16 protein-coding genes are annotated in these 23,853 nt (G+C 69.1%); 5 read left to right on the forward strand and 11 right to left on the reverse strand.

All coding sequences use genetic code 11. The annotated features are described in order from the left end of the window. Window positions 1-43: 43 nt before the first annotated feature. A complete protein-coding gene (locus CYR75_RS12325; protein WP_101500305.1) occupies window positions 44-1,270 on the reverse strand; it encodes a UbiH/UbiF/VisC/COQ6 family ubiquinone biosynthesis hydroxylase in 1,227 nt (408 codons plus the stop codon). Between the two features lie 122 nt (window positions 1,271-1,392). Between CYR75_RS12325 and CYR75_RS12330 the strand changes: the two genes are divergently transcribed. From CYR75_RS12330 to CYR75_RS12345, 4 genes are all read left to right on the forward strand, one after another. After that, the gene (locus CYR75_RS12330) at window positions 1,393-2,721 is read left to right on the forward strand and encodes an amidase (RefSeq protein WP_101500306.1); all 1,329 of its coding nucleotides are present in this window, start codon (window positions 1,393-1,395) and stop codon (window positions 2,719-2,721) included. Window positions 2,722-2,799: 78 nt separating this feature from the next. Then, the gene (locus tag CYR75_RS12335; RefSeq protein WP_101500307.1) at window positions 2,800-3,981 is read left to right on the forward strand and encodes an aminotransferase class I/II-fold pyridoxal phosphate-dependent enzyme; all 1,182 of its coding nucleotides are present in this window, start codon (window positions 2,800-2,802) and stop codon (window positions 3,979-3,981) included. Between the two features lie 2 nt (window positions 3,982-3,983). Next, on the forward strand, window positions 3,984-6,578 hold the full coding sequence (locus CYR75_RS12340; protein ID WP_101500308.1) for a DNA translocase FtsK: 2,595 nt from the start codon (window positions 3,984-3,986) through the stop codon (window positions 6,576-6,578). 23 nt (window positions 6,579-6,601) lie between these two features. Continuing rightward, window positions 6,602-7,264: a DUF2268 domain-containing putative Zn-dependent protease gene (locus tag CYR75_RS12345; RefSeq protein WP_101500309.1), complete on the forward strand. Its 663-nt coding sequence runs from the start codon at window positions 6,602-6,604 to the stop codon at window positions 7,262-7,264. A gap of 35 nt (window positions 7,265-7,299) precedes the next feature. Here CYR75_RS12345 and CYR75_RS12350 read toward each other — a convergent pair whose 3' ends face one another. From CYR75_RS12350 to CYR75_RS12365, 4 genes are all read right to left on the reverse strand, one after another. Next, on the reverse strand, window positions 7,300-8,208 hold the full coding sequence (locus CYR75_RS12350; protein ID WP_101500310.1) for a hypothetical protein: 909 nt from the start codon (window positions 8,206-8,208) through the stop codon (window positions 7,300-7,302). Window positions 8,209-8,254: 46 nt separating this feature from the next. Then, window positions 8,255-11,368, reverse strand: coding sequence for an efflux RND transporter permease subunit (locus tag CYR75_RS12355; protein WP_101500311.1), 3,114 nt, complete (start codon window positions 11,366-11,368; stop codon window positions 8,255-8,257). 36 nt (window positions 11,369-11,404) lie between these two features. Beyond that, window positions 11,405-12,772 carry an efflux RND transporter periplasmic adaptor subunit gene (locus CYR75_RS12360; RefSeq protein WP_101500312.1) on the reverse strand — a complete coding sequence of 456 codons (1,368 nt, stop codon included), beginning with the start codon at window positions 12,770-12,772 and terminating at the stop codon, window positions 11,405-11,407. Between the two features lie 158 nt (window positions 12,773-12,930). Further along, the gene (locus CYR75_RS12365) at window positions 12,931-13,392 is read right to left on the reverse strand and encodes an Lrp/AsnC family transcriptional regulator (RefSeq protein WP_101500313.1); all 462 of its coding nucleotides are present in this window, start codon (window positions 13,390-13,392) and stop codon (window positions 12,931-12,933) included. 99 nt (window positions 13,393-13,491) lie between these two features. Here CYR75_RS12365 and putA point away from each other — a divergent pair, with 99 nt between their 5' ends. Continuing rightward, window positions 13,492-16,941: a bifunctional proline dehydrogenase/L-glutamate gamma-semialdehyde dehydrogenase PutA gene (gene putA / locus CYR75_RS12370; protein WP_101501039.1), complete on the forward strand. Its 3,450-nt coding sequence runs from the start codon at window positions 13,492-13,494 to the stop codon at window positions 16,939-16,941. A 131-nt stretch (window positions 16,942-17,072) separates the two neighbouring features. Here putA and CYR75_RS12375 read toward each other — a convergent pair whose 3' ends face one another. From CYR75_RS12375 to CYR75_RS12400, 6 genes are all read right to left on the reverse strand, one after another. After that, window positions 17,073-18,035, reverse strand: coding sequence for a dihydrodipicolinate synthase family protein (locus CYR75_RS12375; RefSeq protein ID WP_101500314.1), 963 nt, complete (start codon window positions 18,033-18,035; stop codon window positions 17,073-17,075). A gap of 104 nt (window positions 18,036-18,139) precedes the next feature. After that, on the reverse strand, window positions 18,140-18,841 hold the full coding sequence (locus CYR75_RS12380) for a GntR family transcriptional regulator (protein ID WP_101500315.1): 702 nt from the start codon (window positions 18,839-18,841) through the stop codon (window positions 18,140-18,142). Between the two features lie 35 nt (window positions 18,842-18,876). Beyond that, a complete protein-coding gene (locus tag CYR75_RS12385) occupies window positions 18,877-19,920 on the reverse strand; it encodes a trans-3-hydroxy-L-proline dehydratase (protein ID WP_101500316.1) in 1,044 nt (347 codons plus the stop codon). Next, entirely contained in the window at window positions 19,920-21,614 is a 1,695-nt protein-coding gene (gene lhpI, locus CYR75_RS12390; protein WP_101500317.1) for a cis-3-hydroxy-L-proline dehydratase, read from the reverse strand. The genes CYR75_RS12385 and lhpI overlap by 1 nt, the downstream gene beginning before the upstream one ends. After that, complete coding sequence (locus tag CYR75_RS12395) at window positions 21,611-22,612, reverse strand: 4-hydroxyproline epimerase (RefSeq protein WP_101500318.1); 1,002 nt, start codon at window positions 22,610-22,612, stop codon at window positions 21,611-21,613. The genes lhpI and CYR75_RS12395 overlap by 4 nt, the downstream gene beginning before the upstream one ends. 4 nt (window positions 22,613-22,616) lie before the next feature. Next, window positions 22,617-23,846, reverse strand: a complete 1,230-nt coding sequence (locus tag CYR75_RS12400; RefSeq protein ID WP_101500319.1) for an NAD(P)/FAD-dependent oxidoreductase — start codon at window positions 23,844-23,846, stop codon at window positions 22,617-22,619. Between the last annotated feature and the right edge of the window lie 7 nt (window positions 23,847-23,853).

Here is a 23,853-nt window from a genome sequence, read left to right on the forward strand (position 1 = left end):
CATGGTGGTGCGGCAAAGGCGCGAGCCGCCGGCCCGCAGCCGTCTACAGCGGCCGCCCCGCCAGCAGGCGCGGCATCGGCTGCTGGGTCAGCCCGGCGGCCTGCCGCATAAAGCGGCGGCGCAGGCCGGGCAGCGCATTGACCGCCCCCATGCCCAAGCCCCGCGCCAGTCGCAGCGCCGGGTTGGCGTTGGTGAACAGCGCGTTCACCCCGTCCATCCCCAGCGCCAGCGCGGTCGCGTCAAAGCGCCGCCAGCCCTGATAGTGCTGCAGCGTCGTGGCGAAGCCGATATCCTCGCCCCGCCGCGCCGCCTCGACCAGCGTCTCGGCCAGCGCGGCCACATCGCGCAGCCCCAGGTTCAGCCCCTGCCCGGCAATCGGATGGACACCATGCGCGGCATCCCCGATCAGCGCCACGCGGTCGGCGATATAATCCTGCGCCAGCGTCAGCCCCAGCGGATAGGAAAAGCGCGGCCCGGCCAGCGAGATCGCGCCGGTCAAAGGCTCAGTCTGCTCGGCCACCACGCCCAGAAAATCCTGATCCCCCAGCGCCGCGATGGCTTTTGCGCGCGGGCGGGTCAGCGACCAGACGATCGACACCTTGTCGCCGCGCAGCGGCAGCACGGCCAGCGGGCCGGTGGGCAGAAACACCTGCCAGGCGGTGCCCTCATGCGGCTTGGTGATCGACAGCGCGGCGACCAGCGCTGTCTGGCCGTAATCATGACCGACGCGCTTGATCCCGGCCCGCTCGGCCACGCCCGACCGGCGCCCATCGGCCCCGACCAGCAGCCGGGCGCGCAGGTCTTGCCCGTCCGACAGCGTCACGGTGACGCCGGCGGCATCGACCGACTGGCCGGTGACGCTGGTCTGCGGCAGATGGGTCAGCCGCGCCTCCATCGCCGCCAGCAGGGCGCGATACAGGAAGCGGTCCTCGACCATGTGGCCCAGCACGCCCTCCTCGATCTCGGCGCTGTCGAAGAACAGGCCCAGCGGATCGACTTTGGCGCCCGACGCGCCCGCCTGCCGCGCCACCACCTTGCGGATCGGCTGCGAATCCGCCGCCAGATCGTCCCAGATCCCGATCCCCTGCAACAGCCGCACCGAGGCCAGCGCCAGCGCATAGGCGCGCCCGTCAAAGGCATCATCGGCGCGCTGCCGCGAGGGCGCGGCATCGACCACGGCCACGCGCAGCCCGGCATCGGCCAGCGCCAGCCCCAGCGCCGGGCCGTTCAGCCCGCCGCCCGCGATCACGACATCATAATCCTTGCTCATGACCCCTGTTCTAAGCCCGGCTTTCGGCTGCGTCCATGCGGGAAAAGATCATGGACGCAGGCGGCGGGGCGGATTAGCGTCCTGAAGGGGCTGGAACATGGCGATCAGGGGGCGCGGCGGCGATGGAATGGCTGACAGCGACGGCATGCGAACAGGGGCGGGCGATCATGGCGGGGCTGGTTTCGCCCATCGACTTGACCGACGCCTATCTGGACGCAGCGGACCGCCACCCCGACCGTGACCTGATCTATGCCCGGCTGACGCCGGAGCGCGCGCGCTCGGCCGCCATTGCCGCCCATGACCGCGCCCGTCACGGGGTCCGGCGCGGGCTGCTGGACGGGGTCGCGATCAGCCTCAAGGACAATATCGACACCGCCGGCACGCTGACCGAGGCCGGCTCGGCGCTGCTGGCGGACCGGGTGCCCGACGCCGATGCGGCGCTGGTCAGGAACGCCGGGCTGGCCGGGATGGGCTGTCTGGGCAAGACCCACATGACGGAACTGGCCTTCAGCGGGCTGGGGCTGAACCCGATCACCGCGACCTCGCCCAACGCACTCGATCCCGCGCTGGCGCCGGGGGGGTCCAGTTCCGGCTCTGCCGTGTCGGTGGCGCTGGGGCTGGCGGCGGCGAGCATCGGCACCGATACCGGCGGCTCGATCCGCTTGCCGGCGGCGTGGAACGGGCTGGTCGGCTTCAAGCCGACGCCGGGGGCGGTGCCGATGGCGGGGGTGGTGCCGCTATGCGCGCGCTTCGACGTGGCTGGCCCCTTGGCCCGCAGCGTCGAGGACTGCGCCGAGATCTTCGCCGCCCTGACCGCCAGCCGCGCGCCCGACCTGACCGAGGCCCGCCCCGCCGGGCTGCGCCTGCTGGTTCTGGACGGCGTGCCCTTTGACGATGCGCGCGAGGGGCCGGTGGCGGCATTCGAAGAGGCGGTCGAGATGCTGTCCCGCGCCGGCGCCCTGATCAGCCGCGCAAACCTGCCCAGCGTGGCCGAGGCGATGGCCCTGTCCCCGACCCTGTTCGCGCCCGAGGCTTACGGAACCTGGGCCGCCCATATCGAGGCCGCGCCCGAGGCGATGTATCCGCCAATCCTGACCCGCTTCCGCGCCGGGGAAAAGGTCAGCGCCCCCGATTACGTCGCCGGCTGGATCACGCTGAACCGGCTGCGCGCCGATTGGGCCGCCAGCGTCGCGGGTTTCGACGCGGTGATCCTGCCCAGTGCCGCCAACCTGCCGCCCGACCGCCAGTCGCTGCTGGACGATGCCGATTTCTTCGCGGCCGAGAACCTGCTGACGCTGCGCAACACCCGGATCGGCAACCTGCTGGGCCTGCCCGCCATCTCGATCCCGACCCAGCGCCCGGCCTGCGGGCTGATGGCCATGGGTCCGGCGGGCGGCGACCGGCACCTGCTGCGGACCGCGCGCGGGATCGAGGCGGCGCTGTCGGCCTGATGCGGCTGGACGCGAGCGCCGCTCTTGTTGTAACCTTGGGTCAAAACAGGGCGCAACGACCCTGATCGAGAGGCAGTCATGGCACAACCCGAGCGGTTTTCGAACCTGCCGGAATACGCATTCCCGCGCCTGCGCAACCTGCTGAACGGGGTCGGACCCGGCGGCGAGCCCGTCATCATGACCATCGGCGAGCCGCGCCACCCGATGCCCGATTTCGTGGCGCCGATCATCACCGAGACGCTGCACCTGTTCGGCAAATACCCCCCGAACGAGGGCACGCCAGAGCTGCTGGACGCCATCGCGGGCTGGGTGCAGCGCCGTTACGGCGTCGATCTGTCGCCCAGCCGCATCACAGCGCTGAACGGCACGCGCGAGGGGCTGTTCAACGCCGCCTTGGCGCTGTGTCCCGAACAGAAGGCCGGCGACCGGCCCGCGATCCTGATCCCGAACCCGTTCTATCAGGTCTATGCCGTCGCCGCCGCCGCGGTCAGCGCCCAGCCGGTCTTTGTCCCGGCCACCGAACAGACCGGATTCCTGCCCGATTACGCCGCGCTCGACCCGTCGCTGCTGGACCGGACCGTGATCGCCTATATCTGCTCGCCCGCCAATCCGCAGGGCAGCGTGGCCTCGGACGCCTATCTGGAACGGCTGCTGGAACTGGCGGACCGGCATGATTTCCTGGTCTTTTCGGACGAATGTTACTCTGAAATCTACCGCGACACCCCGCCGCCGGGGGCGCTGGCGGTGGCTGACCGGATGGGGCTGGCCGACCGGGTGGTGATCTTCAACTCGCTGTCGAAGCGGTCGAACCTGCCCGGCCTGCGCTCTGGCTTCGCCGCCGGAAGCGAGGCGAACATCGCCGCGCTGCGCCGGCTGCGCAGCTATTCCGGCGCGCCGGTGCCGCTGCCCGCGCAGGCGGTCAGCGCCGCCGCCTGGGCGGACGAGGCGCATGTGGACGCCAATCGCGCGCTGTATCAGCGCAAATACGACCTCGCCGACCGGTTGCTGGGCAATGTTCCCGGCTATCGCGGCCCCGAGGCCGGGTTCTTCCTGTGGCTGCCGGTCGAGGATGGCGAGGCAGCGGCGGTGACGCTGTGGCGCGAGGCGGGGATTCAGGTCCTGCCCGGCGCCTATCTGGCGCGTCAGGTCGGGGACGAAAATCCGGGGCAAGGCTATATCCGCGTGGCCCTGGTCGCGGACGAGGACACCACCGCAAGGGCGCTTGGCCTGTTGCGGCAGACGATCTATCGGGGGGCTTGAACATGGCAAGCTGGCAGGCAAAGGGGCGCGACCCCCTGTTCGACCAGAACACGCAGGCGGCGCTGGAACGTCGCGGCAAGGAACTGATCGGCGCCGGGCTGGTGGTGCTGGCGGCGGTGCTGGCCTTGGTGCTGTATAGCTGGTCGCCCGACGATCCCAGCTTTCTGGCCGCCACCGATCAGCCGCCGGTGAACCTGCTGGGCCGCTTTGGCGCCTATCTGGCCGCGCCGCTGATGATGATCGCGGGCTATGGCGCCTGGGGCCTGGCGCTTGGCGCGCTGGTCTGGGGCCTGCGGCTGATGATCCATCGCGGCGAGGAACGGCTGATGCGCGCCGGCTTCCTGCCCATCGCCGTGGCCATCGGGTCGATCTATTGCGCCTCGCTGGTGCCGCCCCCGGGGTGGGAGGAGAATTTCGGCCTTGGCGGGCATTTCGGCGACATGATGATGGGCGGGGTGATGACGCTGCTGCCCTTTGGCCCCGCCGCCTCGCTGAAGGTCGGCGCGGTGATGATGGCCTTCGCCTCAGTGGTGTTTTACGGCTTTGTGCTGGGTTTCGACATGGCCGAGGCGCGGCGTCTGCTGCGCTGGCTGCTGGTCGGGCTGCTGACCGCCTTCGATCTGATGCTGCGCCTGCTGGGCCGCGGCGCGACCGGCGCGGTGGGCGCGGCGCAGGGCATCGCCAAGCGCGGCCGCAGCCGTGGCGAGACCCGCAGCGAGGCCGAGCCCCCGATCCACCGCCGCCGCATGGCGGAACCCGAGGCCGAGTGGGCGGCGGATTCCGAACTGGTCGAGCCGCTGGCCCATGACGCGCAGGCCCCGTCCTCGGACGAGGTGTCGGCGCGGATCACCGATGTCATCTCGCGGCGCGGCAGCAACCTGCTCAGCTCGGTCACGCAGCGGCTGAACGCGCGCCGCGCCTCTGGCGAGCTGCCCGACCCGCTGCCCCCGCCCGAACCGCCGGTGACGCCGCACCCCTTTGGCGCGGAGACCCCGCGCGTCGTGACCCCGGCGCAGAAACCCGCCGCGCCCTCGCGTCAGGCCCGCGCCGAGGCGCAGCCGGCGCTGCGCTTCGACGACAGCGCCAGCGATTTCGAATGTCCGCCCCTGTCGCTGCTGACCGCGCCCACCACCATCGAACGCCACCAGCTGTCCGACGAGGCCTTGGGCGAGAATGCCCGGATGCTGGAAGCGGTGCTGGACGATTACGGCGTCAAGGGCCAGATCACCGCCGTCCATCCCGGCCCTGTGGTGACGCTGTATGAACTGGAACCGGCCCCGGGGCTGAAGGCCTCGCGCGTGATCGGGCTGTCGGACGACATCGCACGGTCTATGTCGGCGCTGTCGGCGCGGGTCAGCACCGTGCCCGGCCGCACCGTGATCGGCATCGAACTGCCCAATGCCCGCCGCGAAAAGGTGCTGCTGCGCGAGATCCTGTCGGCCAAGGCCTACGGCGACACCGGCTTTCCGCTGCCGCTGGCGCTGGGCAAGGATATCGGCGGCGGCCCGGTGGTGTCCAACCTCGCCAAGATGCCGCATCTGCTGATTGCCGGGACCACCGGCAGCGGCAAGTCGGTCGCCATCAACACCATGATCCTGTCGCTGCTTTACAAGCTGACGCCCGAGGAATGCCGGCTGATCATGATCGACCCCAAGATGCTGGAACTGTCGGTCTATGACGGGATTCCGCATCTGCTCTCGCCCGTGGTGACGGACCCGAAAAAGGCGGTGGTGGCGCTGAAATGGGTCGTGGCCGAGATGGAGGAGCGTTACCGCAAGATGTCCAAGATGGGCGTCCGCAACATCGAGGGCTATAACGGCCGCGTCCGCGAGGCGCTGGCCAAGGACGAGATGTTCCGCCGCACCGTCCAGACCGGCTTTGACGAGGACACCGGCGAACCCGTCTTCGAGACCGAGGAATTCCAGCCCGAAACCTTCCCCTATATCGTCGTCATCGTGGACGAGATGGCCGACCTGATGATGGTCGCCGGCAAGGAAATCGAGGCCTGCATCCAGCGTCTGGCGCAGATGGCGCGGGCCAGCGGCATCCACCTGATCATGGCCACGCAGCGCCCCTCGGTCGATGTCATCACCGGCACGATCAAGGCGAACTTCCCGACCCGGATCTCGTTCCAGGTCACCTCCAAGATCGACAGCCGCACCATTCTGGGCGAGCAGGGGGCCGAGCAATTGCTGGGTCAGGGCGACATGCTCTACATGGCCGGCGGCAGCCGCATCACCCGCGTCCACGGCCCCTTCGTCAGTGATGAAGAGGTCGAAGAGGTCGTCAACCACCTGAAATCCTTTGGCCCGCCCTCGTATAAATCCGGCGTGGTGGACGGCCCTGAAGACGACGTTGCCAGCGACATCAACGCCGTTCTGGGCCTTGGCAACTCGGCCGATGGCGATGACGTGCTGTATGATCAGGCGGTGATGATCGTGGCGCGCGACCGCAAATGCTCGACCAGCTATATTCAGCGCAAGCTGGCGATCGGCTATAACAAGGCCGCACGCATCGTCGAGATGATGGAGGAACAGGGCGTGGTCAGCAGCGCAAACCATGTCGGCAAGCGCGAGGTTCTGGTCCCCGAGGTCTGATCCGGCCCCGCCCGCCCCACGCCATGGTCTATCACCTGCATTTCCTGAACGCGCGGAACGCGCTGATCGGGCTTCTGTCCGAGGCCCGCGCCGCCACGCGCGAGGCCGTGGCGCGGTCATGCGAACATGCCGACCTGCCGCCCTTCGATCTGGTGATTTGCAGCGGTGACGAGGTGATGACCGGCTGGGGGATCGGCGGCTATGCGCCCGCGCCGGGCCAGATTCAGATCACCATCGACCCGGCGCGCTTCTCGGCCGAGATCTTCATCCGGACGCTGGTGCATGAATTCCACCACCTGATCCGCTGGGACGGGCCGGGTTATGGCAAATCGCTGGGCGAGGCCCTGGTCAGCGAGGGGCTGGCGGGGCATTTCGTCCGGCAGGTGCTGGGCGGCGCCGCCGACCCCTGGGACGCGGTGAATCCGTCCGACGGGCTGGCCCGCCGCGCCGCGCAGGAATGGTCGCGGCGCGATTACGACCACGCGGAATGGTTCTTTGGCAGCGGCAAGATCCGCCGCTGGTCGGGCTATGGTCTGGGCCACCGCCTGATCGCCGAACACCTCGCCCGCCACCCCGAGGCGAACGCCGTCACCCTCGCCCACACCCCCGCCGACAGCTTCCGCGCCGCGCTGCGCAAGCTGAACGCGAGCGAGGCCGAGGAGACGCCTCCCGCTGACGCGGAGTAAGGGCGGCGGGCGTCTGAGGACCCCTCGCGCGACCCCTAGCGCCCCGCGTTGAGCAGCGCCATGATCGAGGCAGGGGTCACGTTCGGCCGATAGCGCGCGGACACCGCCGCCTCGACCAGCTCGACCCCGAAGGTCTCGCGCACCCAATCGACATGCGCCTGCCCGTCCTGACGCACCTTCGCCAGAGTCGGCTCGGGCAGGGTGAACTTGCTGTCGGTCAGCTCAAACACCAGATGGCGCGGAAAGGGCGGGCGGCCGTTTTCCTGCGTCATGCGGCGGTGCAGGTCGCACAGGATCGCCGCGTCCATGGTCAGCCCCTCATTCGCCCGCTCGACCGTCAGTGCGTCGGTCAGCTCCGGCCGGCCAAGGATCGACATGAGGTTGCGTAACAGCCCCTGCGACGCGGCCGCCGAGAAATCGACCACGCGCAGGTTCGCGACCCCGAAAACCGCCGAAAACGCCCCAAGGATGCTGCGGATCGGCGGCACGGGGGGTGCGGCAATCACCTCGGCAAGGCTGCGGTCATTCATCTTGATCATCTGCTGCGCCAGCGAGATCGCCGCATTGACCGGGTGCCGCAGGTAGCAGACGACGACCGGCGAAAACCCCATCGCGGCCAGTCGGTCCCGCAGCCTTTCCGCCCCCGCCCTGCCGAGGCCCGCGAAATACTCGCTGGACAGGATCACGTCGCCGCTGGCCGCAGCGGCCTCGTCCCAAAGACGCTGCGCCCGCGCGTGCGGGTCGCCATCGTCATAGACCTTGAAATAGTGATGCGCCGCCCCCTGCGGGTGGAGGGTCGCCAGAAGCTCCGCGTGATCCGATCCATGCCCCGGATAGCACAGCCCCGCCGCCCCCAGCCAGTCGCGCGACCGGGCAAGGCTGCGCTGGATCGAGGTGGTGCCGGTCTTCGACAGGCCGATATGGACGAAAGCGGTGCGGCTCATGCTGCGTCCTGACCTTGCGGAAACGGCGGGACCGGCGGCGAGGCCGTCACGCCGCCGATTCGTCGTCCACCTGATCCTTGCGGCCCAGCAGGCGGCGCATCAGCACATAGAAGAGCGGCGCGAACAGGATGCCCAGCACCGTCGCCAGCAGCGTCCCGCCCAGCACCGTGGCGCCGATGGCGTTGCGACCATTGGCCCCCGCGCCGGTGGACAGCGCCAGCGGCAGCACGCCCAGCGAGAACGCGATCGAGGTCATGATGATCGGGCGGAAGCGCTGCCGCGCGGCCTCGACCACGGCGCGATACAGCGGCACCCCGGCCTCGGACTGTTCGCGGGCGAACTCGACGATCAGGATGGCGTTCTTGCCGGTCAGGCCAATCACGGTCAGCAGGCCGACCTGAAAGAACACCCCGTTGTCGAAGCCGCCCAGGACCGCCCCCAGCAGCGCGCCCAGCACGCCGATGGGCATGACCAGCATTACCGCCAGCGGGATCGACCAGCTTTCATACAGCGCCGCGAGGCACAGGAACACGGCCAGCAGCGACAGCGCATACAGCAGCGTGGTCTGGTCGCCGCTTTCGCGCTCTTCCAGCGACAGCCCGGTCCAGGCGACGCTGAAGCCGTCGGGCAGCTGGCTGGCCAGACGCTCGATCTCGGCCATCGCGTCGCCCGAACTGACGCCGGGCATGGTCGAGCCCTGGATCTGCATCGCCGGCGCGCCGTTATAGCGGCTGAGACCCTGCGGCCCGAAGGTCCATTCCCCCTCCGCAAAGTTGGAAAACGGCACCAGCCCGCCGGTCGCGTTGCGCACCCGCCACTTGTCCAGATCGGTCGGCACGGCGCGGCTGGATGCCTCGCCCTGCACATAGACCTTCTTGATCCGGCCCCGGTCGATGAAGTCGTTCACATAGGCGCCGGTCCAGGCGACCTGCAGCACATTGGCCACATCGGTCGCGGTAATGCCCATGGCACCGGCCTTGCGCCAGTCGATGTTCAGCCGGTATTGCGCCGCATCCTCCAGCCCGGTGGGGCGGGTCTGGGTCACCAGCTCGCTTTGCGCGGCCATGCCCAGCAACTGGTTGCGCGCGTCCAGCAACTGCTCGTGCGTCTGACCGCCGCGGGCCTGCAGGTAGAAGTCGAAGCCAGAGGCGTTGCCAAGCTCGATCACGGCAGGCGGCACGATGGGGAAGACCATCGCGTCGCGGATGCCCGACAGCGCCGGGAAGGCGCGGCCCGCCACGGCCTGCACCGATTGCGAGGGGTCGGGACGCTCGGACCAGTCCTTCAGCCGCACGAAGGCCATGCCGACGTTCTGCCCCTGACCGGCAAAGCTGAAGCCGGTGACGCCGAACATGGAATCGACCACCTCGGCCTCTTGCGTCAGGAAATAATCCTCGACCTGCTGGACGACAGCCTGCGTCCGCTCGACCGTGGAGCCGGTCGGTCCCTGGATCAGCACGAACATGATGCCCTGATCCTCGTCGGGCAGAAAGCTTTGCGGGGTGCGGATGAACAGCGTCACCATCAAGGCGACCAGCAAGGCAAAGACCACCAGCACCCGCAGCGGCCGCCGCACCATCCAGCCCACCGCGCCGGTATAGCCGCGCGTGGTGGCGTCGAAGCCGCGGTTGAAGATCCCGAACAGCCCGCGTTTTTTCGCGTGGCCCGGCTTCAGCAGCGAGGCACACAGCGCCGGCGTCAGCGTCAGCGCGACCACCACCGACAGCCCCATGGCCGAGACGATGGTGATGGCGAATTGCTGATAGATGACCCCGGTCGAGCCGCCGAAAAACGCCATGGGCACGAACACCGCCGACAGCACCAGCGCGATGCCGATCAGCGCCCCGGTGATCTGGTCCATGGATTTTCGCGTCGCCTCGCGTGGGGGCAGCCCCTCTTCCTCCATGATCCGCTCGACGTTCTCGACCACCACGATGGCGTCGTCGACCAGCAGGCCGATGGCCAGCACCATGGCCAGCATGGTCAGCGTGTTGATGGTGAACCCCAGCACCGCCATGATCCCGAACGTCCCCAGCAGCACGATGGGCACCGCCAGCGTGGGGATCAGCGTCGCCCGCAGGCTTTGCAGGAAGACGAACATGACGATGAAGACCAGGACCACGGCCTCGATCAGCGTCTTGACCACCTCCTCGATGGAAATCGCGACAAAGGGCGTGGTGTCGAAGGGCACGACATATTCGACGCCCTCGGGGAAAAAGCGGGCGAATTCGACCATCCGCTCCTTGACCCGCTCGGCGGTGTCCAGCGCGTTGGCGCCGGGCGCCAGCGACAGCGCCATCCCGGCCGAGGGGCGGCCGTTATAGCTGGCATTGGCGACATAGGACTGGGCGCCGATCTCGATATCGGCCACGTCCTGCAACAGCACCAGCCCGCCGTTTTCCTCGGCCCGCAAGACGATCTGGCCGAATTCTGCCGGGGTGGACAGCAGCGATTGCGCGGTGACGGTGGCGTTGAGCTGCTGGCCCTCGACCGTGGGCAGACCGCCGAAGGAACCCGCCGAGATCTGCGTGTTCTGGGCCGACACCGCGCCGACCACATCGGCGGGCGCGATTTCATAGGCGGCCATGCGCTCGGGGTCGAGCCAGATCCGCATGGCGTATTGCGCGCCAAAGACCTGCACCCGGCCGATCCCCTCGATCCGGCTGAGGTCGTCGACGAGGTTGGTGACCAGATAGTCGGACAGGTCGGTTTCGTCGTAATTCTCGTCCCCGATCAGGCCGATGACCATCAGAAAGCCGGTGGTGGCCTTTTCGACGGTGACGCCCTGGCGCTGCACCGGCTGCGGCAGCAGCGGCAGGGCCTGGCTCAGCTTGTTCTGGACCTGCACCTGCGCGATATCGACATCGGTCCCGGTCTCGAAGGTCAGCACCGTGGACGACGTCCCGGCCGAGGTCGAACTGGACGAGATATAGCGCAGCCCGTCCAGCCCGGTCATCTGCTGTTCGATGACCTGCGTGACGGCGTTGGCGACCGTATCGGCCGAGGCGCCGGGATAGTTGGCGCTGACCGTCACCGAGGGCGGCGCGATCTGCGGATATTGCGCGACCGGCAGGGCGCGCACCGCCAGGATCCCGATGCCCATGATGATGATCGAAATCACCCAGGCAAAGACCGGACGATCAATGAAGAAACGGGCCATGTCGCTTGCTTTCCAATCGGCTGTCTGACGCCGGCCTTATGGCTCGGTCGCCGGGGTGTCTGCCGGGGTCTCTGCCGGAGTGTCTGTCGCGCTGTCGCTGGCGGCTTCGGCGGCCGCTTCGGTCGCGCCCTCCGTCGCCGGGGCGGCACCCTCTGCGTCGGCATCGCCGGTCGCGGCGTCGGGCGCGGTGGCCGCGTCTGCCTCGGCTTCGGCCTCGGTGGGCGGCTCGATCGGCGGTGCGGCGGCGGCGGGCGGGGCTGCGTCAGGCGCGGCGCGTTCCTCGGGCGTCACCGTGACGCCGGGTCCGATGCGCTGCAACCCGGCGACGACCAGACGGTCGCCCGCCGACAGCCCCTCGCGCACGACCCACTGGTTGCCGTGATCCTGCACGATCTCCAGCGGGCGTTCCTCGACCACGTTCTCGGCGTTGACGACATAGGCGATGGGACGGCCGCGCCGGTCGCGGGTCACGCCCTCTTGCGGGGCCAGCACGACATCGGTCAGCAGCGCCTGCGGGATATCCGCCAGCACATACATGCCCGGCAGCAGCAGCCCGTCGGGATTGGCGAATTCCATCCGCAGGGTGACGACGCCGGTGGTTTCATCGACATGCGGCTCTGCCCCGGTCAGCGACCCGGTATGTTCATAGATGCTGCCATCGGCCAGACGCAGCGAGACGTGATGCCCGGCGCCCTTGGGCAGCGAGGCCGCGGCCCCCTGCCGCTGCCAGCGCACGATATCGGCGGCCGATTGCGTCACGTCCACCAGCACCGGGTCGATGCGGCGGATCACGGCCATGGGCATCTGCTGCCCGGCGGTCACCAACTGCCCCTGCGAGGCCTGCGCCAGACCGATCACCCCGTCCAGCGGCGCCGAGACGGTGGTGCGTTCCAGATCCAGCTTGGCCACATCCAGCGCCGCCTGCGCGGCCTTGACCGCTGCCGCCGCCGCGTCGCGGGCGGAGATGGCGCTGTCCTCGGCCTGCTGGGTGGCGACGCTGCGGTCGCGCAGCGTGCCGATGCGCTTGGCGTCGCGCTCGGCCGCGTCGGATTGCGCCTGCGCCTGCGCCAGCGAGGCCTCGGCCTGCGCCACGGCGGCCTCATAGGTGCGGGGGTCGATACGATACAGCGGATCGCCCTGCTCGACGACCCGGCCCTCGTCGAACAGACGCTCGATGATGATGCCATTGACCTGCGGCCGCAGTTCCGCCTCGGCCGAGGCGGTGACGCGGCCCGGCAGCGACGAGGTCAGCGTGACGTCATCGGCCTGCAGCGTGACCACCGTCACCTGCGGCGGCGGCGGCGCACCACCCGGTGCCTGCGCCTGTGCGGCGCCCGCAAGCCCCGCCCATCCTGCCAAGATCACGATGCCGGCGCGCAATCCCGCCTGTAATGCGTTCGTCATGTCAGAACCGCCTGATGATAGCTTCATGGCGCGCACACGCCCGGGAAGGCGAGAAAACACGGCCCTCGCGGTTTCTATGCCCCTTCGGACCCAAGGGCAATGCCCGCTTGACGCGCAATGCTGCCCTTGCGGCAACCGGGGCGCGGGCGGGATCGGGGTCAGATTTCGGTCCAGCTCTGCTCGACCACGGCCTCCATCGCGACGAAACTGGTGGTGGCGTGGACATGCGGCAGGCCCGAGATGCGGTCGGCCATGATCTGCCGGAAATGCGCCATGTCGCGCGACCGGACCTTCAGCAGATAGTCGAACCCGCCCGCGATCATGTAACATTCCTCGACCTCGTGGATGGTGCGGACGGCGTCGTTGAACTGTTCCAGCGCCTTTTGCCGCGTATCGCTCAGCCGCGCCTCGACATAGGTGACATGGGTCAGACCCAGCGACAGCGGCGACAGGATCGCGCGATAGCCCTGGATCAGCCCGATCTCCTCCATCTGGCGGATGCGCTGCGCGACCGGGGTCTTGGACAGCCCGACCCGCCGCGCCAGTTCGGTCATCGGGATCCGGGCATTGGCGACCAGTTCCGCCAGAATGCGCCGGTTGATGCTGTCCAGCTCTTGCATGACCTTAAAAACCCGTCCGATTCAGTCGTTCCGGCTGATATTCTGCGCCAGATTGGCCGCATCGTCCATGCGCGATACGCTATCACCCTGTCCGACATGATGGAGAAGCCGATGCCTGCCCCCGATCTCGACCGCTTCAGTGCTGATGCCAAGTTCCGCCCCGCCGGTCCGCTGCTGGCCGAGATGGTGGCCGCGGCCGACCTGTCCGCCGACCGCCGCGCCCGGATCAGCGCGCAGGCGGCCGAGCTGGTGCGCCGCATCCGGGGCGAGGACAAGCCCACGCTGATGGAGCATTTTCTGGCCGAATACGGGCTGTCCACCCGCGAAGGCGTGGCCCTGATGTGCCTGGCCGAGGCGATGCTGCGCGTCCCCGACCGCATCACCATCGACGCGCTGATCGAGGACAAGATCGCGCCCTCGGACTGGGGCAAGCATCTGGGCGAGGCGTCGTCCTCGCTGGTCAACGCCTCGACCTGGGCCTTGATGCTGACCGGCAAGGTCCTGGATGACGACCAGCCAGGCGTCGTCGGCACGCTGCGCGGCGCCATCCGCCGGCTGGGCGAGCCGGTGATCCGCACCGCCGTCGGCCGCGTCATGCGCGAGATGGGCCGGCAATTCGTGCTGGGCCAGACCATCGAACAGGCGCTCGACCGTGCCCGGACGCTGGAGGCCAAGGGCTTCAGCTACAGCTATGACATGCTGGGCGAGGCCGCGATGACCGCCGCCGACGCCGCCCGCTATGCCCGCGAATATGCGGCCGCGATCAAGGCCATCGCGAAATCCTGCGACAAGGGCTCGGTTCAGGCCAATCCGGGCATCTCGATCAAGCTGTCGGCGCTGCATCCCCGATACGAGGTCGCCCAGCAGGACCGGGTTCTGGCGGAACTGGTGCCGGTGGTGCGCGATCTGGCGCGGCAGGCGCGGGCGGCGAATATGGGCATGAACATCGACGCCGAGGAGCAGGACCGGCTGGTGCTGTCGCTGCGCGTCATCCGCGAGGTGCTGGCCGACCCGGAACTGGCCGGCTGGGACGGCTTTGGCGTGGTGGTGCAGGCCTATGGCAAGCGCGCCGGGATGGTCATCGACTGGCTGCACGAGCTGGCGCAACGGCTGGACCGCAAGATCATGTTGCGGCTGGTCAAGGGCGCCTATTGGGATACCGAGATGAAGCGCGCGCAGGTCGAGGGGCTGCCCGATTTCACCCTGTTCACCAGCAAGGTCGAAACCGATGTCAGCTATATCGCCCATGCCCGCAAGCTGATCGGCTATGCCGACCGCATCTATCCGCAATTCGCCACCCATAACGCCCACACCGTCGCGGCGATTCTGGATCTGGCCAAGGGCGTCGATTACGAATTCCAGCGCCTGCACGGAATGGGCGAGCGGCTGCATGACATCGTCATGGCCGATCACGGCACCCGCTGCCGCATCTATGCCCCGGTCGGCGCGCATCGCGACCTGCTGGCCTATCTGGTCCGCCGCCTGCTGGAAAACGGCGCGAACTCGTCTTTTGTCCATCAGATCATGGACGAGGATGTCCCGGCGACCGAGATCGCCGCTGACCCCTTTGCCGCGCTGGACCATGCCCACGCCCCCGCCGCGCTGCTGGCGCCCGAGGCGCTGTTTCAGGGGCGGCCGAACTCTCGCGGCTTCGATCTGACCGACGACGACACGCTGGCGCGGATCGACGAGGCCCGCCGCGCCGCCCGCATCGCCCCCGATCAGGGGCCGCTGACGGTGTCGGACCCCACGGGCGAGAAACGCGCCATCGCCAACCCGGCGACGGGCGAGGTTCTGGCGCAGGTGCTGATGGCCGATGCCGACACTGCCCGCCGCGCCGTGGCCGATGCGCAGCCTTGGGATGCGCCCCCCAGCGAGCGTGCCCGCGTGCTGCACCGGGCGGCGGATCTGTATGAAGACGAATTCGGCGCGATCTTTGCCCTGCTGGCGCAAGAGGCCGGCAAGACCCTGCCCGACGCGGTGGGCGAACTGCGCGAGGCGGTCGACTTCCTGCATTATTACGCCAGCGAGGGCGAGGCCCGGACCGAGAGCCCGCGCGGCGTCATCGCGGCGATCAGCCCGTGGAACTTTCCGCTGGCGATCTTCACCGGCCAGATCGCGGCGGCGCTGATGGCCGGCAACGCGGTGCTGGCCAAACCGGCCGAGCAGACGCCGCTGATCGCGGGCCTTGCCGTCTCGCTGCTGCACAAGGCGGGCGTGCCGCGCACGGCGCTGCAATTCCTGCCCGGCGATGGCGGCACGGTGGGGGCGGCGCTGACCTCTGACCCCGGTGTGAACGGGGTGGTCTTCACCGGCTCGACCGAGACGGCGCGTCTGATCGCGCAGTCCATGGCGCAGCATCTGGCGCCCGGCGCGCCGCTGATCGCGGAGACCGGCGGGCTGAACGCGATGATCGTCGATTCGACCGCGCTGCCCGAACAGGCGGTGCGCGATATCGTCGCCTCCAGCTTCCGCTCGGCCGGTCAGCGCTGCTCGGCGCTGCGTTGCCTTTATCTGCAGCACGACGTGGCCCCGCAGGTGATCGAGATGCTGACCGGCGCGATGGACGAACTGACGGTGGGCGACCCCTGGCCGCTGTCCACCGATGTCGGCCCGGTCATCGACGCCGAGGCGCAGCAGGGCATCGACAGCTACCTCGACGCCCGCGCCAACCGCATCCTGCACCGCCTCGACCGGCCCGAGGGCGGGCATTTCGTCGCCCCGACGCTGGTGCAGGTGGACGGGATCGCCGATCTCGACCGCGAGGTGTTCGGCCCGGTCCTGCATGTCGCCACCTATCGCGCCCGCGATTTCGATCAGGTGATCACGGATGTGAACGCGCGCGGCTATGGGCTGACCTTCGGGCTGCACACCCGCATCGACAGCCGCGTGCAGGAGGTCGCGGACCGCATCTGCGTCGGCAATACCTATGTGAACCGCAACCAGATCGGCGCCATCGTCGGCAGCCAACCCTTTGGCGGCGAGGCGCTGTCGGGCACCGGCCCCAAGGCGGGCGGGCCGAACTATCTGCCCCGCTTCCTGGCGCCGCAGCCGGCCCCCCAGCCTGCATCGCAGCAGGATGGGCAGCCGTGCGGCCAGCCCGAGGGCAAGGCCGATGAAGCCGCCATTCAGGCCGCGCTGTCACGCCTTGGTTCGGGCGAGGCCCTTGGCCGCCGCATCATGCCCGGCCCGACGGGCGAGCTGAACCAGCTGACCGCCGTCACCCGCGCGCCGCTGCTGGCGCTTGGCCCCGGGGCCGAGGCGGTGGCCGCCCAGATCGCCGCCGTCGAGGCGCTCGGTGGTCGCGCGGTGGCGGTCCAGGGCGCGCTGCCGCCCGAGGCGCTGAACCGGCTGACCGGCTATTCCGGGGTGATCTGGTGGGGCGATGCCGACCATGCCCGCGCCTTGGCCTGCCTGCTGGCCGACCAGTCCGGCCCGATCCGCCCGCTGATCACCGCCATGCCCGACCTCGCCCATGTCTCGCACGAGCGGCATCTGTGCGTCGATACCACCGCCGCCGGCGGCAATGCGGCGCTGATGGCGGGGTGAGCCTGTCGTCCGGCGTGGGCAAGCGCCGGACGGACCTTGCCGGACAGACCACGTGACCCTGACCGCCAGCACAAACGGAAACGGCGCCGCCCCGACCGGGCGGCGCCGCTGCATCACGCATCAGCCCTCGATCAGGCCGCGTATTTCTGGACCGCGCCGCCCTGCTTGCACCAGTCGGCATACCAGCTGTCGAACAGCCGCAACTGCGCCTCGGCAAAGTTGCGCTGGCTGTCGGACAGGGCGTCGGTCTCGATGAAATGGGTGGCGAATTCCTTGTGGCCGCGCATCACCATCAGATGCTTGTAATACAGCACCAGATTCGGCCCCTCGTCAAAGGTGGACAGCACCTTCAGCGCGTCGTCCAGCTCGCGGGCGCGGGCGCGGGCGTCGGCATCGCCGGCGGCGGCGGCCTTGCACAGCGCCACCAGATGCAGCACCTCGCGCGGCAGCACACAGCCGATCCCGGTGATCGAGCCGGTCGCGCCGCAGTTGACGAAGCCGTGATAGACGCAGGTGTCGACACCGACCATCAGCGTCACATCCTCGTCGCGGCTGGTGATGGTCTCGGCGGCATAGCTCATGTCGGCGGCGCCGCCGAATTCCTTGAAGCCGATCAGGTTCGGATGCTCGGCGCGCAGTTCGAAGAACAGGTCGGCGCGGGTCGCAAAGCCGTAATGCGGGCTGTTATAGATCACCGCCGGCAGGTCGGGCGCGGCGGACAGGATCGCCTTGAAATGGTCGCGCTGCGCCGCGATGGACCCGCCCCGCGACAGCACACGCGGGATCAGCATCAGCCCCTGTGCGCCGACCTTGGCGGCATGGGCGGCATGGGCCACGGCCATGCGGGTGTTGACCGCGCCGGTCCCGACCATGACCGGGACGCCGGCCTTGACCAGACGCTCGACGCCTTCCATCCGCTCGTCATCGGTCAGCAGCGGCCAGTCACCCATCGAGCCGCAATAGACGACGCCGGACATGCCGGCCTCCATCAGCATCTGCGCCTCGCGCACCAGACCGTCGAAATCCGGGGTCCGGTCGGGGTTGCAGGGCGTCATCAGCGCCGGGATCGTGCCCGAAAAGATGGTGGCGTTCATCAGATCTCTCCTGTCGGTGGCGGGCCGCGCGATGCGCCCGAATCATAGGCTCAGGACAGATAATACATCGTGCATTTTATTTGTCGACAGATTTAAGGCCGGCCCTAGAGCGGCATCGGCCGCCGCCGGTCCTCGGCGATCAGGCGCTGGATCTTGCGCACGATCTGGTCGGCATGCTGGCTGGACAGCGCGTCGGCGCGGTCGATATCGCGGGCCTCGATGGCGGCGATGATGTCGTCATGTTCGGTGACATAGACCTGCGGCAGACGATCCTCGAAGGACGAATAATAGATCCGCAGGATGCGCCGCCCCTCGTCCAGCAACCGGCTGAAGAGGCCCGCGTAATAGGGGTTGCGCGCGGCGTCGCCGATGGCGGCGTGAAAGTCGCGGTTGGTGGCGATCATCGCCAGCGCGTCCTGCGCCTCGACCGCCGCCGCGAAGTCGCGCTGATGGGCGCGGATGGCGGCCAGATCGGCCTCGGTCCGGTATTCCGCCGCCAGCCGGCCGGTCACCCGATACATCAGCGTCAGCGCGTCGAAAAAGCTGTGCAGGTTCAGAAAGTCGATGTTCGACACCACGGTCGAGCGGTTGGGCAGGGTCGTGACCAGCCCCTCGCCCGCCAGCCGGACCAGCGCCTCGCGGATGGGCGTGCGCGACATCGACAGGCGCTCGGCCAGCTGGATCTCGTCGATGGGGCTGCCGGGGGGCAGGGTCAGGTCGATGATCTCGTCGCGCAGGATCTCGTAGACATAGCGGACGCCTTCGCCCCGCTTGCGCTCGGGCAGGGTCTGATCGGGTTTGGTCATGGCGGTCTCTTGCGATTTAGGGAAGGGGCGGGGCGTCAGCGCGCGCCCCAGCTATCGGAAAGCCGATAGCCTTGCGGCCAGGGGTCGTCGGGGTCAAGCATGTGCTGGTGGATGCCGGTGATCCAGCCCCGGCCCGAGATTTCGGGCAGGATCGCCGCGCGCTCGCCCAGCGTCGTCGTGCCCACGATCCGCCCGCCAAAGCTGGACCCGATCAGCGAGGTGGCGGTCAGGTGGTCGGCCGCCGTCATCTCGCCCCGCGCATGCAGCAGCGCCATCCGCGCCGACAGCGCCGTGCCGGTGGGCGAGCGATCGACCTTGCCGGGCTGGATGGCGACGGCGGCGGTCGTCTGCAGATCAAGACCGCCCTCATGCGTCTCGCGCTGCGTGATCGGCCCGGCGAACAGGCAAAAGCTGAAATGCCGCCAGTCGGGCAGCGTCGGGTGGCGGAACTGCAGCTGCGCATTGGCGGCATTGGTGATCCGCACGCCCAACCGGGCGATGTCATGCGCCTCGTCCGGGGTCATGGCGAAGCCCATCGCGGCGGCGTCCACGACCACGAAGCTGTCGCCGCCAAAGGCGGTGTCCACGGTCAGCGAACCCACGCCCTCGACCTCGATCCGCTGATCCAGATCGCCGGCAAAGCTGGGCAGGTTCTGCACAAAGATGCGCCGCGCCTTGCCGTTGTCGCATTCGGCCCGCACCCGCACCAGCCCGCCGGGGGCTTCCAGCACCAGATGCGTTTCGGGCTCCTGCATCGGGATCAGCCCGCCATCCAGCAGCACCGTCGCCACGCAGATCGAGTTCGAGCCGGACATCGGCGGCGTGTCCTCGGGTTCCATGATGATGAAGGCGGCATCGGCCTGCGGGTCTTTCGGCGGCACCAGCAGGTTGACATGGCGAAAGACGCCGCCGCGCGGTTCGTTCAGGACAAAGTTGCGCAGGCGCTGATCGCTGGCGATGTGGCGGCTTTGCTCCCAGATGGTCGCGCCGGGGGGCGGCAGGACGCCGCCCACGATGACGTCGCCGACCTCGCCCTCGGCATGGGCCGAGATGACATGGATGGTCTTGCTGCTGCGCATCAGGCGGTCCTTTCATCGGCGCGAAGCCATTCCGGCAGGTCGGCGGCGCGCTCGGTCAGCGCGGCCTGCGCGCAGTCGCGCAGACTGCCGAAGCGCAGCTTGCGGCCCGACAGGCCCGGCCCATAATGAGCGTATTTGCCCGAATTGGTCATCACGGCGGTGGTGTCGGGCGGAAACACCGGCTCGGTCATGGAACACCAGCAGAGATCGGGCAGCAGCTGCACGCCCGCCTTGTGCAGCGCCTCGGCGGTGCCATCGGCCAGCTCTGCGATCACGCCGCGCCCGGTGGTCACGATGGTCGGCACCTGCACGCGCTGCCCGTCCAGCAGCGCGGCGAGGCGGCGACATTCGCGGGCCGAGGCGTGGGGGCTGCCGATGGCGACGAGATCGACCCGGCCGGGGCCGTGGTTCAGAGACTGCCAGGCGCGGGCCAGATCGTCGCGGCTGACGGCGTGGTGCGGCGCCTCGGGCAGCGGCGGCAGATGCGCCTCGGGCGTCACCCCGGCCACATGCAGCATCGGCGCGGCCGAGGTGGTGCCGAAGGCCGCGCAGATCGCGCGCAGATCGTCGGTTGAGGGCTTCAGCCCCTCCAGCCCGCGCAGCAGCGGCACCGCGTCCGGCGACAGCAGCCCCGCCAGATGCCCGACCAGCGGCCACAGCGCGTCATCGGCGGCGTCCGGCGCGGCGATCTGCAAGACGCAGCCGGGCCGCCGCGCCGCGTCCAGATAGACCCCGGCCAGCGGCGCGCGCCCGGTCAGCGCGATGCAGAGGTCGAGATAGTCGGGATGCTTGGGCGTCCGTGCGCCCAGCACGGTATTGGCATAGACGACGGCGTTCGATTCCGCCCAGGCGATCATCTCGCCCGCTTTCGGCAGGTCATCCAGCTGATAGGGCGCGCAGGTAAAGCTGGGGCGGCAGCCCATCGCGGTATAGGCATCGGCCAGCCGCGCCGCCTGTCCGCCGAAGACCGGCGGCACGCCTTGCTGCTGCCAGTTCTGGCGGTCGACCGAGATCGCGTTGATGGTCGTGGGAATCCGCACCTGCGCCCCCATCGCCGCCAGCTTTTCGGCAAAGATCAGATTGGCCTGATTGGCGAGGATGGTGCCGTCGACATGGCCGCGGGTCACGTCGATCAGCCGCGACGCCCCCTGCAGGCGCGCCATGCGCAGGATCACCTGCATGGCCAGCGCCGCAGCCGGCCCGGCCTCGCCCGCCAGCACGGCGCGGTCGGTGGGGGACAGCGCGGGTTCGGGCTGCGCCGGCTCGGTCAGGGGCAGCGTCACGGGGTCGGCGCCATGGCCGATGATCGCGTCCTCGGTGATCTCGATGCTGTCGCAGCGGGACAGGCGCGTGAACGCCTTGGGCCCGGCCCGCAGCACCGGGACCGGGCGGTCAAAGACCAGCGCCGCGACCAGGGCGCCCAGCGTCGCCACGTCCTCGTGCTCGGCAAAGATCAGCGCGGCGGGGGCGCAGCCGTTCAGCGCCAGTTCCAGCATCGTCCCCGACCCGGAGCACGACCCCCGGCTGTTCGGCATCAGCACCACCCGCCCCGCCATCGCCTCGCCACAGGCCGGGTGCTGGGCGTCGATCACCCGCCCGCTGTCAGGATCGACCCCGCCCCAGAAGCTGAGGCCGGTCTGCATCGCCAGAACCGGCCCCCGGCCGGTGCCGGGCAGGATGCGGGACGCGGTCATGACACGACGAAGCCATGCGCAAACGGGTCGCGGTCGTCGATGAAGATGGTGTTGTAACCCGTCATCCGCGCCCAGCCCGCGATCGAGGGGATGATCGCGGGGCGTCCCGCGACGGTGGTTTCAGCCTCGACCCGGCCCTTGAAGATGCTGCCGATGATGGATTCGTGCCAGAACTCGTCCCCCGGCTTCAGCGTGCCGCGCGCCGCCAGCTGCGCCATGCGGGCCGAGGTGCCGGTGCCGCAGGGGCTGCGGTCGATGGCCTTGTCGCCGTAAAAGACGGCGTTGCGGGCATGGGCGCCCGGAACCGTCGGCGCGCCGGTCCACAGGATATGGGATAGCCCGTTGATCGCCGGATGCTCGGGGTGGGTGAATTCGTATTTCTCGTTCAGCGCGGCGCGCAGGCGGGGCGACAGCCCGACCAGCTGAGTGGCGGTGAAATCGGCCATGTCGCGAAAGCTGTTCTGCGGCTCGACAATGGCGTAGAAATTGCCGCCGTAAGCCACGTCCACGACGACCTCGCCCAGACCTTCAACCTGCGCGGTCAGCCCCTCGGCGTAAAGAAAGCCGGGGACGTTGGTCAGCCGCACCTCTTCGACAAAGCGGCCGTCCTGGCGATAGGCGATGTCGACGCGCCCGGCGGGGGTCTCGATCGCCAGCCGGCCGGGGCTGCGCGGGTGGATCAGCCCGTTCTCGATCCCCATGGTTATGGTGCCGATGGTGCCGTGGCCGCACATCGGCAGGCAGCCCGAGGTCTCGATGAACAGCACCGCGATGTCGCAATCCTCGCGCGTCGGCGGATAGAGGATGCTGCCCGACATCATGTCATGGCCGCGCGGCTCGAACATCAGCCCGGTGCGGATCCAGTCGTAGTCGCGCAGGAAATGGGCCCGCTTTTCCAGCATGTCGGCCCCGCGCAAAGGCGGCGCACCGCCCGCGACAAGGCGGACCGGGTTGCCGCAGGTGTGGCCGTCGATGCAGGAGAAGGTGTGTGTCGCCATGGGATCAGAACCGCGATGCAGCAAAGGGTGAAATGTCGATGGCGGGCGGCTGGCCGGTAACCAGATCGCCGACCAGCCGGGCCATGGCGGCGGATTGGGTCAGCCCCAGATGGCCGTTGCCAAAGGCATAGATGACGCGGTCGCCCGCGCGCGAGGGGCCGATGACCGGCAGCGTGTCGGGCAGGGTCGGGCGGAAACCCATCCATTGTCGCCCGTTCGAGGTGTCGAGTTCGGGCAGGAACGCCTTGGCCTTGTCCAGCATCGCCTGCGCGCGGCGATAGTTCGGCGGCGCCTCTAGCCCGCCCAGTTCGACCGCGCCGCCGACGCGGATGCCGTCATCCAGCCGCGTGACCATGAAGCCATGCCCGCCAAAGGTCAGCTGCACCCGCAGATCGACCGCGTCCACCGGCAGGGTGGTGTTATAGCCGCGCTCGGTCTCCAGCGGGATGCGGTCGCCCAGACTGCGGGCGATGCGGTGGGAATGGGCGCCTGCCGCCAGCACCACGCGCGGGGCGGCGGGCTGGCCGTCGATATGAACCATCTCGCCAACGACCCCCAGCTGGCTGACCGCCGCCTGTTCCAGCCGCCCGCCCTGCCCGACAAAGCGTTCGGCCAGCGCCAGCGTGTAATCCTTGGGGTCCGAAATCGACCAATAGGAGGGCGTAAAGGTGCCGCTGATGAAGCGCGGGGCAAGGCCGGGCTGGATATCGTCCATCTCGGCCCGGGTCAGGTGGCGAAAGCCGATGCCGTGGCGTTCGCGCGCCTCCCATGCGGGCAGGTTGGCGCGGAACTCGCGCTCGGATTCGTAGGGCTGCAGGTTGCCGTATTTGCGCAGCAGGTTGCTGTGGCCATTGGCCTGCAGGAACGGTTCCAGCTCGGTCCGGGCCAGATCCATCAGGGCGGTCTGCGCCTCGGTCGAGTGGCGCATCCGGCCCGGCAGCGAGGCCATGGCGAAACGCATCATCCACGGCGCGATCCGCGCCGCATAGCGCGGCGGCACGGTCAGCGGCCCCAGCGGGTCCAGCAGCCAGCGCGGCGCCTTCATCAGCGTCGCGGGCGAGGCCAGCGGCATGATCTCGGAAAAGGCAAAGCAGCTTGCGTTCCCGGCCGAGGCACCGGCCGCCGGCCCCTCGCGGTCGATCACCGTCACCGACAGCCCGCGCCCCTGCAGGCCCAGCGCCGCCGACAGACCGACGACGCCAGCGCCGATCACGATCACATCCGGTTGTGACATGGCGAAC

Origin of the sequence: Paracoccus jeotgali (assembly GCF_002865605.1) — a bacterium.
GTDB lineage: Bacteria > Pseudomonadota > Alphaproteobacteria > Rhodobacterales > Rhodobacteraceae > Paracoccus > Paracoccus jeotgali.